The sequence below is a fragment of the Streptomyces sp. NBC_00525 genome (assembly GCF_036346595.1).
Lineage (GTDB): Bacteria > Actinomycetota > Actinomycetes > Streptomycetales > Streptomycetaceae > Streptomyces.
The window spans coordinates 6,599,829-6,615,833 of record NZ_CP107834.1 but is presented as its reverse complement, the minus strand read 5'-3'; the positions used below and the strand labels follow the sequence as shown (position 1 = coordinate 6,615,833).

The following is a 16,005-nucleotide window of genomic DNA, read 5'->3' as shown; positions in this document are numbered from 1 at the left end:
TCCCCGTGCTCCTCCACGAGACCGGCGTAGATCGGTGCTTCGGAACTGTCTGTGAAACTCACGTCGAACTGCCTCAATCGGTCGTGTCTGCCGTCGTCCGGCCGGAAACAGGGGCCGATTCTACGCAGGTCCCGAGCCGGTTCGGCACCGGGTCCCAGAGTTTGACCTCAAGTTCGCTTGAGCTTCTAACGTTCTTGTCGCACACCCCGGTCCGCACCGGCCGCCGGGGCCGTACCGATCCGTCCTGCCCGGAGGCACCCGTATGAGCATGGAAGTCACCGCGTGGTCGTCGCTGCACAGCGCGATCAACGCGCAAGCGGACCGCAGACCGTTCTCCCGCGCGACCGTGCGCCGGATCGCCTCCTTCGCCCGGCCGCGCCGCCGGCAGATGTACCGGTTCCTGCTGCTGAGCGTGGTCACGGCGCTGCTCGCGGTGGCGACGCCGCTGCTGGCCGGCCGGGTCGTGGACGCGATCGTGGAGGGCCGGGACAGCGGCACGGTGGTCCGTCTCGCCCTGCTGATCGCCGTGATCGCCGTGGCGGAGGCGGCACTGGGGCTGCTGACCCGGCTGCTGTCGGCGACGCTGGGCGAGGGGCTGATCCTGGATCTGCGCACCGCCGTCTTCGACCATGTGCAGCGCATGCCCGTCGCGTTCTTCACCAGGACCCGGACCGGGGCGCTGGTGAGCCGGCTCAACAACGACGTGATCGGCGCGCAGCGGGCGTTCAGCAACACCCTGTCGGGGGTGGTGTCCAATGTGGTGACGCTGGTGCTGACGCTGGCCGTGATGCTGACGATCTCCTGGCAGATCACCCTGCTCGCGCTGGTGCTGCTGCCGGTGTTCGTCGTGCCGGCCCGCCGGATGGGCTCCCGCATGGCCCGGATGCAGCGTGAGGCCGCCGCGCACAACTCCGCGATGAGTACCCAGATGACGGAGCGGTTCTCGGCGCCCGGCGCCACCCTGGTGAAGCTCTTCGGGCGGCCCGCCGACGAGTCGGCCGAGTTCGCGGCCCGCGCCGGAAGGGTGCGGGACATCGGCATCCGTACGGCGATGGCGCAGTCCACGTTCATCACGGCGCTGACCCTGGTGTCCGCGCTGGCGCTGGCACTGGTCTACGGCCTGGGCGGCTACTACGCGCTGCGCGGCAGCCTGGAGGCGGGCGCGGTCGTGACGCTGGCCCTGCTGCTGACCCGGCTCTACGCCCCGCTGACGGCGCTGGCCGGTGCCCGGGTCGAGGTGATGAGCGCGCTGGTGAGCTTCGAGCGGGTCTTCGAGATCCTGGACCTGAAGCCGCTGATCGCCGAGAAGCCGGACGCCCGCACGGTGCCCGAGGGGCCGGTGTCGGTGGAGTTCGACGGGGTGTCCTTCGGCTACCCGTCCGCCGACAAGGTGTCGCTGGCCTCGCTGGAGGAGGTCGCGACGCTGGACTCCCGCGGCGGTACGCGGGTGCTGCACGAGGTGTCGTTCCGGGCCGCGCCCGGCCGCATGGTCGCCCTGGTCGGCTCGTCGGGCGCCGGGAAGTCGACGATCGCCCAGCTCCTGCCCCGGCTGTACGACGCCGACGAGGGCGCGGTGCGGCTGAACGGTGTGGACGTGCGCGATCTTTCCGCCGAGTCGATCCGCGAAACGCTCGGGATGGTCACTCAGGACGGGCATCTCTTCCACGATTCGGTGCGCGCCAACCTTCTGCTGGCCAGGCCCGGCGCCACCGAGGACGAGGTGTGGGACGCGTTGCGGCGCGCCCGGCTGGACGGACTGGTGGCCTCGCTGCCCGATGGGCTCGACACGGTCGTGGGTGAGCGCGGCTACCGGCTCTCGGGCGGGGAGCGGCAGCGGCTGACCATCGCCCGGCTGCTGCTGGCCCGGCAGCGCGTGGTGATCCTGGACGAGGCGACCGCGCATCTCGACTCCACGTCGGAGGCGGTCGTGCAGGAGGCCCTGGCCGAGGCGCTGGAGGGGCGCACCGCCCTGGTGATCGCGCACCGGCTGTCGACGGTGCGGGCCGCCGATCTGATTCTGGTCGTGGAGGAGGGCCGGGTGGTGGAGCGGGGTACGCATACCGAGCTGCTGGCGGCGGGCGGGCGGTACGAGGAGCTGTACCGGACGCAGTTCGCGTCACCGGACGCACCGGACGCTCCGGACGGCCGGCCGGAGCCGGTGCGATCTGCCTGACGCGGGCAGCCCCCGGCCCCCGGACCTTCGGGTCCGAGGGTCGGGGGCCTGGGTCCGGGGGCCGGGGGTCTGAGGCCGTCGGACGCGGGAGGGGCGTCAGTCGTTGTCGGTCTCCTCGTGGGTGATCGAGCCGTTGGACGCGTCGACGTCGAAGGTCGTCTTCTTCCAGTCCTTGGTCACGACGTCGGTCTGCCAGACGAGGGTGTTCTGGTCGTTCTCGTCCAGGTCGACGGAGGTGACCGTGCCCTTCTTCTTGTCCGTGGCCGCCTTGGCCGCCTGCTGCGGCGTCTGCTTGGCCTCGGTCATCCGCTTGGCGGTCTTGGCCTTGTCGGCGGTGTCCTGGTCGGACTCCTCCGCGGAGCTGAGGACCTTGCCGGAGACGGCGTCGATGTGCACCTTGTGCTTGGTGCCGGTCTTGGTGGCGACGGTCGCCACCCACTGGGGCGGGGCGCCGGGCGAGGGGCTGCCGGACGGCGAGGGGCTGCCCGTGGGAGAGGGGCTGCCGGTGGGTGAGGGGCTGGGGCTCGCGCTCTCGTCGTCGGCGGCGTCCTTGGCGCTCTTGAGCTCGATGTCGACGACCTTGCTGCCGCTCACCGCGTCCTCGGCCGTGGTGATGGCCTTGTCGTAGGTGACCTTGGTGGCGGAGATCAGCTCCTTGCGTTCCTTCTGGTCCTCGGTCAGCTGGGCCGGCGACGCGGTGTCGCTCCCGGTGGGGGACGGAGTCTTCGTGGCCTCGGGGACGGCGCGGGCCGCCTCGGAGGTCTGCGCGGTCGTGGAGCCGCTGCCGCTGTCCTGGCCGCAGCCGGTCAGCAGGGCGGCGGAGAGGACGACGCAGGCGACACCGGCGGCGCGCAGCCGGTGGGCACGGAGGAATCCGGTGTTCTTGGCGTGGGAATCACGTGTCATGCCCGCATGCTTAACCCCCGTACGGCTTCGGCATGTGGACCGGGCGGGCAGTGTCACCCGATCGACCGTCTTCCCGCCCCGGCCCGCGTAACGCGGGGCGTACCGGGGGGATTTCGTGCACGATGGGCGAAGATGCGACAACAGTCCGAATTACCTGTTCCCGCAGGTCGCGATCCGGCCGCTTTGGTGCGAGCCTGGAGCCATGACGTGGGCGTCCTGGACAACGCGCGGAGTGTACTCGGGGCACGGTGGCGTGCTCACCGAGGAGGGCGGGCCGCCGCTGTACGGCGACCTGACCATCCACACCACTTGGGCCGAGGGCACGGCACAGATCACCGTGCAGTACACCGATGCGGCCGACTGGTTCACCATGGCGGGCAGTCCCGTGCCCTGCCCCTCGGAGGAGGCGAGCCGCGCCCTGCACGCGGCCGCCGTGGAGGCGGTGCGGCACGGTGCGTCGGCGAGGGTTCCGGCGTCGCTGCCCGGTTCCGAACAGGCGGTGGGGGAAGCCCCCGCGGAGTGAGCCGCCCGCCACTGTACGGTCCGTGCCCGTGCGTGCGACGGGCCGTCAGGGCCTGATGCTGCTCACCACATCGGCGGTCGCCATGATGCCGTCCTGGATGGTGGGTGCCATGCTGGTGCCTGCGAGCAGGAATCCGAGCATCCCGCACACCAGCGCGTGGGAGAGTTTCAGCCCGCCGCTGCGGAGGAAGACCACCGCGAGGATCAGCAGAAGCAGCACCACCGAGATCGAAACAGCCATGGCCACCCTCCTCCGCCGCGCCTGATGTGCGGCATTCGGCGTCAGTGTGGCGCAGCGGAGGGGCCGTCCGGCGCACTTGTGTGTCCGCCAAACGGGTAGGGCTCGGGTCTCAGGGCGCCGGCAGCTCCATCAGTGCGGCGACGGTGTCACGGTGGCGTCCGGCCGTGCCGTACGCGGTGGCATCCGCCTTGGCCCGCTTGAGGTAGAGGTGTGCGGGGTGCTCCCAGGTCATGCCGATGCCACCGTGCAACTGCACGCACTCCTCGGCGGCGTGGACCGCGATCCGGGAGCAGTACGCCTGCGCGACGGCGACGGCCAGCGGCGTGTCGGGGCTGTCCGCGGCCAGGGCGTCGGCGGCGTTTCGCGCGGCGGCGCGCGCGGAGACGATTTCGAGCCAGAGCTGCGCCATTCGGTGTTTGAGCGCCTGGAACGAGCCGATGGGCCGGTTGAACTGGTGGCGCTCCCGGGTGTGGCGGACCGTCTCGGTGAGGCACCACTCGGCGAGTCCCAGCTGCTCCGACGCGAGCAGCCCGGCTCCGGCCAGCAGTCCCCGGTCCACCGCGCGCCCTGCGGCGTCGGCGCCGGCGAGTCGGGTGCCGGTCGCGCCGTCGAGGGTGAGGGTGGCGAGCGGGCGGGTGAGGTCGAGCGCCACGAGCGGTTCGACGCGTACGCCGGGCGCGTCCGCCTCGACGGCGTACAGCCCGTCCGCGGCGGGGACCAGCAGCACGTCGGCGGCAGCCGCGTCCGCGACCGGGCCGATCACCGCGTGCAGGCCGCCGCCCTCCGCTCGCCGGTCCGGCGGGACGATGGGGGCGGACGACGCCGAGAACGGCACCGCGAGCACCGCCGTCCTGCGCCCCTCCGCGAGTTCGGTGAGGAGTCCGACGACCGGGCCGTCCCGCGTGTCGAGCGCGAGCAGGGTCTCGGTGGCGACGACGGAGCTGGTCAGGAACGGCGCGGGTGCGACGCTGCGGCCCAGCTCCTCCAGCACGACGGCCGCCTCGCGGTGCGTGGCGCCCTGGCCGTCCAGCCTCTCGGGCACCAGGAGTCCGGCGGCGCCGATGCCGGTGGCGAGCGCCTGCCACAGCTCCCGGTCGTACGGCGTGTCGGACTCGGCGCGGGCGATCACGGACGGCGCGTCGGCCCGGCCGGCGAGCAGGGAGCGGACGGCGGCGCGCAGGTCCTCCTCGTCCCGCGAGTACAGCAGTTCGGGTGTCCGGTCCGCCGGGGTGGGTGCGGTCATCGGGAGAGGTCCTTCCAGGCGACGTCCTTGTCGTCACGCGGCTCGGCGGGCAGCCCGAGCACGCGTTCGGCGACGATGTTCAGCAGTACTTCGCTCGTGCCGCCCTCGATGGAGTTGCCCTTGGAGCGGAGGTAGCGGTAGCCGGCGTCGCGGCCGGTGAAGTCGACGCGTTCGGGCCGCCGCATGGTCCAGTCGCCGTAGAGCAGGCCATCGTCGCCGAGGAGTTCCACCTCCAGGCCGCTGATCTCCTGGTTGAGCCGCGCGAAGGCGAGTTTCATGCCGGAGCCCTCGGGGCCCGGCTGCCCTGCGACGAGTTGCTGGCGCAGCCGCTCCCCGGTGAGCCGGGCGACCTCCGCCTCGACCCAGAGGGTGAGCAGGCGCTGATGGAGGTCGTGGGTGCGCAGTTCGGGCCGTTCGCGCCAGGTCGCGGCGACGGGGCCGATCATGCCGCCCTCGCGGGGGATGCGGGAGCCGCCGATGGAGACCCGTTCGTTCATGAGGGTGGTCCGGGCGACCTTCCAGCCCTCGCCGACCGCTCCGAGCCGGTGGCTGTCGGGGATGCGCACTCCGGTCAGGAAGACCTCGTTGAACTCGGCCTCGCCGGTGATCTGGCGCAGCGGCCGGACCTCGACGCCGGGGTCGGTCATGTCGCAGATGAAGTAGCTGATGCCGCGGTGCTTGGGCGCTTCGGGGTCGGTGCGGGCGATGAGGATGGCCCAGCGGGCGAGGTGGGCGCTGGACGTCCAGACCTTCTGCCCGTCGATCACCCAGGTGCCTTCTTCGTCGCGTACGGCGCGCGTGCCGAGGGCGGCGAGGTCGGAGCCGGCGCCGGGTTCGCTGAACAGCTGGCACCAGACCTCCTCCCCCACCCACAGGGGCCGCAGGAAGCGCTCCTTCTGTTCGTCGGTGCCGAAGCCGAGGATGGTGGGGGCGGCCATGCCGAGGCCGATGCCGATGCGGCGGGGGTCGTTGTCCGGGGCGCCGGCGGCGGCGAGTTCGGCGTCGACGACGGGCTGGAGGGAGCGTGGCGCGGCCAGGCCGCCGAGGCCCACCGGGTAGTGCACCCAGGCGAGTCCGGCGTCGAAGCGCGCCTTGAGGAATTCGGTGCGGCCGGTGGTGGCCGGGGGGTGTGCGGCGAGCAGTGCGCGGGTGCGGCGGCGCAGTTCGCCGGCGTCGGGGGTGCTCATCGGGCGGCTCCTGACGGGAGGACGACGATACGGCCGGTGCTGGTGCCGTCGGCGACGCGCTGGACGGCCGCCGCCGCCCGGTCCATCGGGACCCGTTCGCTGATCAGCGGCTTGACGGTGCCTTCGGTGGCGAGCCGGGTCAGCTCCCGGTGGCAGTCGCGTACTGCCTGCGGGTCCTTGGTGTTGTAGAGGCCCCAGTGCAGGCCGAGGACGGAGTAGTTCTTCACCAGGGCGTGGTTGAGGGCGGGCGTGGGAATGGTGCCGGAGGCGAAGCCGACGACGACGATCCGCCCCTCGAAGGCGATGCACTTGACCGACTTGGCGTACGCGTCGCCGCCGACCGGGTCGTAGACGACGTCGGCGCCCCGGCCTCCGGTGAACTCCTTGACCGCCGCGACGATGTCCTCGGTGTGCCGGTCGATGACGAGGTCGCAGCCGAGCGCCGCGGCGGTCTTCGCCTTGCCGGGTCCGCCGACGACGCCGATGACGATGGCGCCCGCGGCCTTGCCGAGCTGGACGGCGGCGCTGCCGACCCCGCCGGCGGCGGCGTGCACGAGCAGGGTCTCGCCCGCCTTCAGGTGCGCGCGGCGGTGGAGCCCGAACCAGCCGGTCTGGTAGCCGATGTGCAGGGCGGCGGCCTCCGCGTCGTCGAGGGCCTCCGGCGCCGGCAGCAGGGCCGCCTCGTCGGCGACGACGTACTGGGCGAGGCCGCCGTGCGGCAGGGCGGGCGTGGCGATCACCCGGCTTCCGTCCTCGGTGCGTCCGCAGACCTCGACGCCGGGGGTGAAGGGCAGCGGGGGCCGCACCTGGTACTGGCCCCGGCAGAGCAGCGCGTCGGGGAAGTTGATGCCGGCCGCGAGCACCTCGACGACCACCTGCCCGTCGCCCGGCACCGGCCGGTCGGTCTCCTCCAGCCGCATCACCTCGCTCGGCTCTCCGTTCCGGTGCACGCGCCATGCCTGCATGAGGGGCCTCCACAACACTGTCGGCGTTACCACTGCTCCGGCGCATACTAAGCGGTTGCTTGGCCCTGTGAACAGACCTGGGCCGGTCGGTCCGGCCGGCCCAGGGATGCCGGACCGGTCAGCGGGTGAAGAGTTCGAACGGGACGGCCGGGCGGCCACCGAAACGCGGGGCCACCTCCTGGGCGTAGCCGGTGAGGAAGTCCCGGCAGTACGCCTCGGGCTCCTCGTCCGTCAGGACCTCGATGTAGGTGCGGTGGGCCAGGAGGGACCGCACGGACCGTTCGAGACCGGCGGTGGCGTCCACCGCGTGCGTCGGCGAGGACGATCCGGCCACCGCCACCCAGCGCACTCCGTCCCACGGCTGGAGGCCCTGCTCCACCAGTTCCGGGAAGATCCAGCGGTTGCCCGCGTCGGCCGCCGCGTCCAGGGTGGCCCGGCCGACCGCGCGGTGGTCGGGAGTGTTCCAGAGGACGCCGCCCCAGGTGTCCCGGTGGTTGAGCGTGATGACCAGCTCGGGGCGGTGTCTGCGGATGGCGGCGGCGATCTCGCGGCGCAGCGGGATGCCGTACTCGATCACCCCGTCACGGTGGTCCAGGAACTCGACGTCCGTGACGCCCACGACGGCCGCGCTCGCGCGCTGCTCCTGCTCGCGCAGGGGTCCGCACTTCTCGGGTTCCAGCGTGTCGATGCCGGCCTCGCCCCTGGTGGCGAGCAGATACGTGATCTCACGCCCGGCGTCGGTCCAGCCGGCCACCGCCGCCGCACAGCCGTACTCCAGATCGTCGGGGTGGGCCACGACGGCGAGCGCGCGCTGCCAGTCCTCGGGCATGGGCTTCAGTTGATCGGTCTGATCGGTCATATCGGCAGGCTAACGGGCACGGGGCGGGGGCGGGCCGGAATCCGCGACACCTCGGCCTTCATACCCAGGGGGGTATCCTGGGCGATCCGGGGCAGGCGGGAGCGATATCCGCCGCATACCCGGTGAACGAAAGGAACACAGCTCGTGACCACCCCCGTTTCCCTCTCCCCCGCACAGGCGGCCGCCCGGCTCGCGGAGTTCACCGTGATCGACGTACGGGCACCCGGTGAGTACGCGACCGGCCATGTGCCGGGGGCGCTGAACATACCGCTCGACCGTCTCGACGAGGCGCTGCCCGCCCTCAAGTCGGCGTCCGCCCGCGGCGCCCTGCTCGTGGTCTGCGCCTCGGGCACCCGCTCGACGCGCGCCTGCGACGTCCTGGCGGCGGCCGACATCGAAGCCGCGACGCTCGGCGGCGGCACCTCCGCCTGGGAGACCGCGGGCCACGGACTGGAGCGTCCGGAGGGTGCGCGGACGGTCTGGCCGATGGAGCGCCAGGTGCGGCTCGCCGCCGGGTCGCTCGTGGTGGCCGGTCTGCTGGCGGGGCTCCGGTATCCGGCGGCGCGCTGGCTGTCGGCCGGGGTCGGCTCCGGGCTCGTCTTCTCCGCCGTCACCAACACCTGCGGCATGGCGGCGGCCCTGTCGCGGCTTCCGCACAACCGGGCGCCGCGCTCGGCGGCGGACCTGCGCACCACGCTGGACGCCCTGCAGGGCTGAGGCCGCCGGCACACGCCGGGGCCGGCCGCGCCGGTACGCGGCCGGCCCCGGCGCTGTCTCAGACCTCGTCGCGGACCAGGGCGAGCAGCCGGTCCAGGACGCGCGGTCCGCCCGCGCGCAGCCCGTCGTGCTCGAACTCGTCGGTCACCCAGGTGCGCAGTCCCCGGATCGCGGCGGCGGTGCGCAGCGCGTGGGCGGTGTCGACGTACATGTCGTCGTGGTAGACGGCGGCGGCCACGGGCACCTCGTTGGCGGCGAGCCGCGCGGGGTCGTACAGGGGCGCCCAGTCGGTGCGGGCCGCGAGCAGGCCGGCGGTCTCGCGCAGCGGGCGCAGCGCCGGGTCCACCTCGAAGTGCCACGGGTGGATGCTCTCGCCCGTGAAGAGGACCGGGCCGCCGCCCGCGAAGGCCTCTGCCGCGTCGAACTGCGGGAACTCGGCGCGAACCCGCTCGGCCGACCAGTCGGTGGCCCGGCCGCCCTGGCCGTAGATGGCCTCGTGCATCACGGCGTACAGGGGGTGTCCGGCGAAGGAGGTCGCGGCGCGCATGCCCTCCTGGAAGGTGTCCGACAGTTCGGTGCCGTGCGGGGTGCGGACGAAGGCGTTCTCCAGGAGGTAGTGCAGCTGGTGGCTGCCGCTGCCGCCGCCGAGCAGGATGCCGAGGGACTGGAAGCCCTCGGGCGTCAGCCGGTGTCCGGCGCTCTCCGGGCGGTGCTCCGCGAGGTGGGCGGTGATCTCGCGGGCGCGTGCGACGTCCTGCGGGTAGCGGGCGTAGTGCGCGGCGACCTTGCGTTCGATCCGGGGGTACGCGGCCCGGTAGACGTCGTCCGCGTGGGCGTCCAGGGAGGGCAGGCCGCCGGTGATCAGGACGGTGTTCAGCCCCTCGGGCGCGGCCGAGAGGTAGCGCACGGCGCAGAAGCCGCCGAAGGACTGGCCGAGGACCGTCCAGGGGGCGCCGCCGGTGAGCCGGGGGCGGATGGCCTCGCAGTCGCGCACGATGTTGTCCGCGCGGAAGTGCGCGAGGTAGTCGGCCTGCTCGCGGGGGCCGCCGCGCAGCGGCAGCGTCTGCCGGTTGGCGGGCGTGGACAGGCCGGTGCCGCGCTGGTCGAGCAGGAGCACCCGGAATTCCCGTACCGCCCGTCCGAGCCAGGCCTCCGCGCCGGTGAAGCGGCGGGCGCCGAAGCCGGGGCCGCCCTCCAGGTAGAGCAGCCAGGGCAGGTCCTGGTCCGCCCGCGACGAGGCCACGATCTCCCGGCCGAAGATCTCGATCTGCTCACCGCCGGGGTCGGCGTGGTCCAGCGGGACGGTGAAGCGGTGGTCGGTGAGGACGAGGCCGGGCTGCCGGTAGCTGTTCAAGGATGCTCCTGAATCGAACGGTACCCGGACAGTTCAGCACACCGGTGTGCCCGGAACGGAAGCCGGTGGACGCGCGGCCAGCAGCTCCCTGGTGAACGGGTGCTCCGGCGCGGCCAGCACCCGTGGTGTCGGGCCCGTCTCCACCACCCTGCCGGCGTCCATCACCGCGATGCGGTGCGCCCTGGCGGCGGTGTCCAGGTCGTGGGTGATCAGGATCAGCGCCTCGACGCGCCCCGAGCGCAGCAGGCCGTCGAGCAGGGTGAGGACCGTGTCGCGGGACCGGGGGTCCAGGCCCGAGGTGATCTCGTCGCACAGCAGGACCCCGGGGCGGGCCAGGGCGGCTCGGGCCAGGGCCGCACGCTGGAGTTCGCCGCCGGACAGGGCTCCGGGGCGGCGGGCCGCCTCCTCCGCCGCGAGTCCCAGGGCGGCCAGCAGCGTCAGCGCCTCGCGCCTCGCCGCGGCCGGGGCCGCTCCGCGCAGCCGTACCGCGGTCCGCGCCACCTGGTCGAGGACCGGGCGGTACGCGTCGAAGGCGGCCTTCGCGTCCTGGAAGACGTACTGCACCTCGGCGAGCCGGCTCCGGGAGCGGTCGCGCAGGCCGGGCGGGAGGGTCCGGCCGCCGAGGAGGACGGCCCCGTCGTGGCGCGGGTGCAGGCCGCTCAGGCAGCGCGCCAGTGTCGTCTTGCCGCTTCCGGAGCGGCCCACGACGGCGAGGCACTCCCCGGTGCGGACGGTGAGCGAGACGCGGTCGAGGACGGTCGTCCGGCCGTGCCGTGCGACCAGTGCGCGCACGTCGAGCAGCGCTTCGCCGCTTCCCGTGCCGCCCAGCGGGGTCCGGGTGGCGGGCAGGGCCGCCGGGGCGGCGTCGCGTACCCGGCCGTCGTGCAGGACGACCACCTCGTCGGCGAGCGCGCGCACCACGTCCCGGTCGTGGCTGAGCAGGAGGACGGCGATGCCCTGCCGGGCCACGTCGGCCAGCAGGTCCACGACGCCGCGCTTGGTGAGCGCGTCCTGTCCGGTGGTCGGTTCGTCGGCGACGACGGCGCGGGCGCCGAGCAGCAGCATCTGGGCGAGCACCACGCGCTGCTGCTGTCCGCCGGAGAGCTGGTGGGGGAAGCGGCGCAACAGCCGTCCGTCCGCCGGCAGCCGGACGCGGGCCAGCGCGTCGAGCACCCGTTCCCGCGCGGCGGCCCGGCGCCGGGAGCGGGGCAGGTGCCGCACGCGGGTGCGGGCGATGTCCGTGAGGAGTGCGCCGACGCGGCGGGCCGGGTTGAGCACGGCCGCCGGGTGCTGGGGCACGTAGCCGATCAGGCCCCGCTGTGCGCGTACGCGGCCGGTCACCCGCGCTCCGGGCGGGTACTCGCCGAGCAGGGCGAGCCCGGTGGTCGTCTTGCCGCTGCCCGATCCGCCGGTCAGCGCGGTGATGCGGCCGGGCCGCAGGCGGAGGTCCACGCCGTCGAGCACGGTGCGTCCGCCGATCTCCACGCGCAGTCCCTCGATCACGGCGACGGGCTCCGTGGTGGTGTGTTCGGGTGTCATCGGTCCTTCTCCGTGCGGGGCGGGCGGGCGAGGGCGGCGTCGGCGAGCAGGTTGCCGCCCATGGTGAGGGCGACGATCAGGAGGGCGGGCACCACGGTCGCCCAGGGCTGCACGGACAGTCCGGTGCGGTTGCGGTCCACCATCACGGCCCAGTCGGCGGCGTCCGGTGCGACGCCGACGCCGAGGAAGGCCGCGGTGGCGACGAGGTGGACCGCTCCGGTGAGGCGTACGCCGATGTCGGCGGCGAGGGTGCGGCCCATGGCGCGTCCGACGTAGCCGAGGGCCGTCCGCGCCCAGCTCTCGCCCTGCAGGCGCAGCGCCTCCACCGCCGGGCGCGAGGCGGCCTCCGCCCCGGCGGCACGGACGATCCTGACCGCGTCCGGGATGCCGACGACGGCGACCACGACCGCCGCGCCGGCCCCGCCCGGCTGTACGGCGGCGGATACCAGCACCACGACGAGGAGGGAGGGCACCGACAGCAGGACGTCCAGCGGGCGCATCAGCGACTCCTCCAGCCAGGTCCGGCGAGTGAGCGCGCAGACGAAGCCGATGGGCAGCGCCACCGCGTAGGTGAGGGCCGTCGCCGCGAGGGCGACGGTGACGACGGACCGGCCGCCGAGCAGCACCTCCCGCAGCACGTCGCGTCCGGTGAAGTCGGTGCCGAGCGGATGGCCGTCGCCGGTGGTCAGCGAGGTGCCGCGCGGTCCGGCGTCGCCGGCGAACAGCGGCCCGGCCAGCGCGATGAGCAGCGGCACGCCGAGGACGAGCAGGCCGGGAACGTACCGCAGGGCGCTCCGCGCACGGGTGCGCGCGGGATCGTGCGGCGGGCCGACGACGACGCGTTTGAGGCCGCGCCGGGAGCGGGCGACGGCGACGGCCATCACGCGGCCACCGCCGTCCGGGGGGCGAGGCGGTGGGTGGTCAGATCGGCGGCCAGGTTGAGCAGGACGGTGACGAGGCCGAACACGACGGCGAGCCCCTGCACGGTGGGCAGGTCGCGCTCGGCGACGGCGTTCATCAGGAGGGTGCCGAGTCCGGGGATCACGAACAGGGCCTCGACGACGATCACCCCGCACAGCAGCCAGTCGACCGTGCGGGCGAGTTGCTGGGCGGCCGGGGCGAGGGCGTTGGGGAGGGCGTGGGCGTAGCGGACGCGGCTGCGGGAGATGCCGCAGCGGCGTGCGTGGGCGGCGTACGGAGAGGCCAGCGCGTCGAGCATGCCGGCGCGGACGAGCCGGGCGAGCGAGCAGACCGGGCGGGCGAGCAGGACGAGGACGGGCAGGACGAGCGCTTCGGGGTGGGCCGCCAGCTCGGTGCCGTACCCCACGGCGGTCGGCGGGAACCAGCCGAGCCGCAGGGCGAAGAGCGCCACCAGCAGGGCGCCGAGGGCGAATTCGGGTACGGCGTAGAGGCCGATCAGCACCGCGCTGACGGCCCGGTCCACCGCGCCGCCCTCGCGCCGGGCCGCGAGCACGCCGAGGCCGATGCCGGCCGGGACGAGCAGGAGGACCGTGGGCACGGCGAGCAGCAGGGTGGGGCCGAAGCCGTCGGCGAGGGCGGCGGCGACCGGCCGGCCGGAGGTGAGCGAGACGCCGAGGTCGCCGTGGAGCAGTCCGGCCGTCCAGTCCAGCAGGCGTTCGTGGGCCGGCCGGTCCAGGCGCAGGGCCGTGCGGACGGCTTCGATGCGGGCCGGGTCGGGCTGGTCGCCGGCGAGGGCGACGGCGGCGTCGCCGGGCAGGGCCTCGGTGGCGGCGAAGACCAGCAGGACGACGGCGGCAATCTGTGCGCCCCCGAGGATCAGCCGGCGCGTGATCCGGCGCCCGGTCTCGTTCACGCCAGCCACACCTTGTCGAAGCGGGCCCAGTCGAGGGTGTTGGCGGGGGCGTGCCGCTCGACGCCCCGGACGTTGCGGGCGGTGCCGAGAATCCAGTCGGCGAATCCCCAGACGAGGAAGGGGCCCTCGGTGCGGAGGCGGCGCTGCATGCGGGCGTAGACGTCGGCGCGCCGCTGCGGGTCGCGGGTGGACTGGGCCTGCCGGTAGAGGGCGTCGAAGTCGCGGTGGCGCCAATGGGTGGCGTTGGTGGTGGAGTCGGTGAGCAGCCGTTGGGAGAGGTGCGACTCGATGGGCATGGCCCCGGACCGGTAGCAGCAGAGGGTGCCCGAGTCGAGGATGTCCTTCCAGTAGGTGTCCTTGTTCCCGGTGCGGACCCGGATGGTGATGCCGGCCCGCGCGGCCTGGTCGCGAAAGACGGCGGCCGCCTCGGTGAATCCGGTGGCGACCGGTGAGGTGTCCAGGGTGAGGCGCAGATCGCCGGCGCCCGCCTCCTTCAGGAGCCGCCGGGCGCGGTCGATGTCCTGTTCGCGCTGGGGGAGGCCGTCGGCGTAGTACTCGTAGCCCTTGCCGAAGAGGTCGTTGCCGATCCCGCCGGCGCCGGACAGGACGCTGCGGACGAGTTCGGGACGGTCGGCGACGAGGAACAGGGCGCGGCGGACGCGGGGGTCGTCGAAGGGCGGCCGGTCGGTCTTCATGGCGAAGGACTGCATGGCGCTGTCGCGCAGCCGGATGATGGTCACGTGCCCGCCGTGTTCGTGGGCGCGGGCGGTCGTGGGGTTCAGCTCGTGGGCGTACTCCACCTGGCCGCCGAGCAGGGCGTTGACACGGGCGGACTCCTCGTCGGCGACGACGAACTCCAGCTCGTCCAGATGGGGCGCGCCGTCCCAGTAGGCGTCGTTGCGGCGCAGCAGGGTGGAGCGGCCGGGTGCGAAGGACACCAGGCGGAACGGGCCGCTGCCGACGGGCGCGTGGTCGAAGTCGCCCTCGCGGGCCGACGCGGGGATGATGGAGGCGCCGAACGCGGCCATGACGTTGGGGAATTCGGCGGTCGGGCGCTTGAGGACGAACTCGACGGTCCGGTCGTCCGTGGCCCGGCTGGCGGCGAGGTCGATCGGTTCGAGGGAGGCCCTGGCCCGGAAGGCGCGCTTCGGGTCGGCTATGCGCCGGTAGCTGTGCAGGACGTCGGCGGCTGTGACGGGCTTCCCGTCGTGGAATTCCGCGTCGCGCAGGGAGACCTTCCACCGCTTCAGGGTGGCGTCGGGTTCCCAGGACGCGGCGAGGCGGGGCCGCGCGGACAGGTCGGCGCCGTAGTCGGCGAGCTTGTCGTACAGGGCTTTGGCGCGTGCGGCGTCGGCGAACAGGTTGCTCAGGTGGGGGTCCAGGGTTTCGCCCGCCCCTCCCCCGGCGAAGGCGGCCCGCAGCCGGCCGCCGCGCCTCGGCGTGCCGGTCTCCGCCTTCGCGTCGGAGGGGTCGGGGCCCGCGGCGCCCGCGCAGCCGGAGAGGGCGAGCGCGCCCGCCGCCGACGCGGTGAGGAAGCCGCGCCGGTGCAGGCCGGACAGGCGCCCGGGGTCTGCCGGGGCCGGGCCGCGGTGGACGGGGCGGAGGGGGTGGCTGTGGGGGTCGTGGTGCATGGCGGTGTCCTTGCTGTGCGGTGGGTTGCGGGGCCGGGCTCAGGCGTGCGGGGCCGTGCGGCGGGCGATGAGGTGGAGCCGGTCGCCGGTCGTCGTGCCCGCGGGTGTCGCGCCTTCGCGCCAGGCGGGTTCGGTGCGCGGGCCGGGTCCGTCGTGCAGGGCCAGGACCTCGAAGCCGGCGGCGGTGACGGCGCGTCGTAGTTCGGGGGGTGGCAGCAGGCGCCAGGCGGAGCGCTGTTCGACCGGGGGCGATCCGTCGTCCGTGGTCCAGGTGCGGCTGCGGTGCAGGAGGCGCGGGGCGGCGTCCACGCGCAGCCGGGTGACGGAGCGGTAGGTGACGCCGTCGTGAGTGAAGGTGTGGACGGCGGGGCCGCCGAGGGTGCCGGCGCCGTCGAGGAAGTAGGCGCCGTTGCGCATTTCCGCGACGAGCAGGCCGCCGGGGGCCAGGGCGCGGTGGCAGGAGGCGAGGCAGCTGTCGAGTTCGGCGTCGGTCCGGCAGTAGAGCAGCGCGCTGTCCAGGCAGACGACCGCGTCGAAGTTTCCCGCTCCCAGGTCGAATCGGCGCAGGTCGGCGTGGACGTAGCGGGGGCCGGGGTGGTGCCGGGCGGCGTAACGGAGCATCGCGTCGGAGAGGTCCGCGCCGGTCACCGTACGGCCGGCGGCGTGCAGGTGGGCGGCGTCGCGGCCGGTGCCGCAGCCGATGTCCAGGACGCGGGCGCCGCACCCGTGGCCGCGCAGGCGGTCCTCGGTCCAGCGTCCGGCGAGCCTTTCAGGGTCGGGGAAGCGCGTCTCGTACAGGGCGGGGTTGTCGGTGAGCAGGTTCCGGTGGTTCAT

Annotated in this window: 15 protein-coding genes; 3 read left to right on the top strand and 12 right to left on the bottom strand. The window is 73.9% G+C overall.

The window, feature by feature from the left end:
* Positions 1-262: 262 nt before the first annotated feature.
* Positions 263-2,173, top strand: coding sequence for an ABC transporter ATP-binding protein (locus OG710_RS28905; RefSeq protein ID WP_330241989.1), 1,911 nt, complete (start codon positions 263-265; stop codon positions 2,171-2,173).
* Positions 2,174-2,269: 96 nt separating this feature from the next.
* On the opposite strand, the gene OG710_RS28900 is transcribed toward OG710_RS28905, so the two are convergent.
* Positions 2,270-3,079 (bottom strand): PepSY domain-containing protein, encoded by an 810-nt coding sequence (locus OG710_RS28900; protein ID WP_330241988.1) that lies wholly within the window; start codon positions 3,077-3,079, stop codon positions 2,270-2,272.
* A gap of 202 nt (positions 3,080-3,281) precedes the next feature.
* Between OG710_RS28900 and OG710_RS28895 the strand changes: the two genes are divergently transcribed.
* Positions 3,282-3,602: a hypothetical protein gene (locus OG710_RS28895; protein ID WP_330241987.1), complete on the top strand. Its 321-nt coding sequence runs from the start codon at positions 3,282-3,284 to the stop codon at positions 3,600-3,602.
* Positions 3,603-3,647: 45 nt separating this feature from the next.
* Here the strand turns inward: OG710_RS28895 and OG710_RS28890 are convergent, their stop codons facing one another.
* The 5 genes from OG710_RS28890 to OG710_RS28870 form a co-directional block, all read right to left on the bottom strand.
* A complete protein-coding gene (locus OG710_RS28890) occupies positions 3,648-3,842 on the bottom strand; it encodes a hypothetical protein (RefSeq protein WP_330241986.1) in 195 nt (64 codons plus the stop codon).
* Between the two features lie 109 nt (positions 3,843-3,951).
* Positions 3,952-5,085: an acyl-CoA dehydrogenase family protein gene (locus tag OG710_RS28885; RefSeq protein WP_330241985.1), complete on the bottom strand. Its 1,134-nt coding sequence runs from the start codon at positions 5,083-5,085 to the stop codon at positions 3,952-3,954.
* Positions 5,082-6,272: an acyl-CoA dehydrogenase family protein gene (locus OG710_RS28880; RefSeq protein WP_330241984.1), complete on the bottom strand. Its 1,191-nt coding sequence runs from the start codon at positions 6,270-6,272 to the stop codon at positions 5,082-5,084. The genes OG710_RS28885 and OG710_RS28880 overlap by 4 nt, the downstream gene beginning before the upstream one ends.
* Entirely contained in the window at positions 6,269-7,237 is a 969-nt protein-coding gene (locus OG710_RS28875; protein WP_330241983.1) for an NADPH:quinone oxidoreductase family protein, read from the bottom strand. The genes OG710_RS28880 and OG710_RS28875 overlap by 4 nt, the downstream gene beginning before the upstream one ends.
* 118 nt (positions 7,238-7,355) lie before the next feature.
* Positions 7,356-8,096 carry a PIG-L deacetylase family protein gene (locus tag OG710_RS28870; protein ID WP_330241982.1) on the bottom strand — a complete coding sequence of 247 codons (741 nt, stop codon included), beginning with the start codon at positions 8,094-8,096 and terminating at the stop codon, positions 7,356-7,358.
* Positions 8,097-8,240: 144 nt separating this feature from the next.
* On the opposite strand from OG710_RS28870, the gene OG710_RS28865 reads away from it, so the two are divergent.
* Positions 8,241-8,813: a rhodanese-like domain-containing protein gene (locus OG710_RS28865; RefSeq protein ID WP_330241981.1), complete on the top strand. Its 573-nt coding sequence runs from the start codon at positions 8,241-8,243 to the stop codon at positions 8,811-8,813.
* 58 nt (positions 8,814-8,871) lie between these two features.
* Here the strand turns inward: OG710_RS28865 and OG710_RS28860 are convergent, their stop codons facing one another.
* The 6 genes from OG710_RS28860 to OG710_RS28835 are packed head-to-tail and all read right to left on the bottom strand — an operon-like array spanning position 8,872 to position 16,005.
* Complete coding sequence (locus tag OG710_RS28860) at positions 8,872-10,167, bottom strand: alpha/beta fold hydrolase (protein ID WP_330241980.1); 1,296 nt, start codon at positions 10,165-10,167, stop codon at positions 8,872-8,874.
* A gap of 33 nt (positions 10,168-10,200) precedes the next feature.
* On the bottom strand, positions 10,201-11,706 hold the full coding sequence (locus OG710_RS28855; RefSeq protein WP_330241979.1) for an ABC transporter ATP-binding protein: 1,506 nt from the start codon (positions 11,704-11,706) through the stop codon (positions 10,201-10,203).
* Positions 11,703-12,587, bottom strand: coding sequence for an ABC transporter permease subunit (locus OG710_RS28850; protein ID WP_330241978.1), 885 nt, complete (start codon positions 12,585-12,587; stop codon positions 11,703-11,705). Before OG710_RS28850 ends, OG710_RS28855 begins: the two co-directional genes overlap by 4 nt.
* The gene (locus OG710_RS28845) at positions 12,587-13,540 is read right to left on the bottom strand and encodes an ABC transporter permease (protein WP_330241977.1); all 954 of its coding nucleotides are present in this window, start codon (positions 13,538-13,540) and stop codon (positions 12,587-12,589) included. The genes OG710_RS28850 and OG710_RS28845 overlap by 1 nt, the downstream gene beginning before the upstream one ends.
* A complete protein-coding gene (locus tag OG710_RS28840; protein WP_330241976.1) occupies positions 13,537-15,171 on the bottom strand; it encodes an ABC transporter substrate-binding protein in 1,635 nt (544 codons plus the stop codon). The genes OG710_RS28845 and OG710_RS28840 overlap by 4 nt, the downstream gene beginning before the upstream one ends.
* A gap of 39 nt (positions 15,172-15,210) precedes the next feature.
* Complete coding sequence (locus OG710_RS28835; RefSeq protein WP_330241975.1) at positions 15,211-16,005, bottom strand: class I SAM-dependent methyltransferase; 795 nt, start codon at positions 16,003-16,005, stop codon at positions 15,211-15,213.

Bases quoted from the DNA above. Each gene is read 5' to 3' on its own strand.
- OG710_RS28905 (WP_330241989.1), top strand. From the start codon at position 263: ATGAGCATGGAAGTCACCGCGTGGTCGTCGCTGCACAGCGCGATCAAC.
- OG710_RS28870 (WP_330241982.1), bottom strand. From the start codon at position 8,096: ATGACCGATCAGACCGATCAACTGAAGCCCATGCCCGAGGACTGGCAG.
- OG710_RS28855 (WP_330241979.1), bottom strand. From the start codon at position 11,706: ATGACACCCGAACACACCACCACGGAGCCCGTCGCCGTGATCGAGGGA.
- OG710_RS28875 (WP_330241983.1), bottom strand. From the start codon at position 7,237: ATGCAGGCATGGCGCGTGCACCGGAACGGAGAGCCGAGCGAGGTGATG.
- OG710_RS28900 (WP_330241988.1), bottom strand. From the start codon at position 3,079: ATGACACGTGATTCCCACGCCAAGAACACCGGATTCCTCCGTGCCCAC.
- OG710_RS28890 (WP_330241986.1), bottom strand. From the start codon at position 3,842: ATGGCTGTTTCGATCTCGGTGGTGCTGCTTCTGCTGATCCTCGCGGTG.
- OG710_RS28835 (WP_330241975.1), bottom strand. From the start codon at position 16,005: ATGAACCACCGGAACCTGCTCACCGACAACCCCGCCCTGTACGAGACG.
- OG710_RS28850 (WP_330241978.1), bottom strand. From the start codon at position 12,587: ATGGCCGTCGCCGTCGCCCGCTCCCGGCGCGGCCTCAAACGCGTCGTC.
- OG710_RS28880 (WP_330241984.1), bottom strand. From the start codon at position 6,272: ATGAGCACCCCCGACGCCGGCGAACTGCGCCGCCGCACCCGCGCACTG.
- OG710_RS28895 (WP_330241987.1), top strand. From the start codon at position 3,282: ATGACGTGGGCGTCCTGGACAACGCGCGGAGTGTACTCGGGGCACGGT.
- OG710_RS28885 (WP_330241985.1), bottom strand. From the start codon at position 5,085: ATGACCGCACCCACCCCGGCGGACCGGACACCCGAACTGCTGTACTCG.
- OG710_RS28840 (WP_330241976.1), bottom strand. From the start codon at position 15,171: ATGCACCACGACCCCCACAGCCACCCCCTCCGCCCCGTCCACCGCGGC.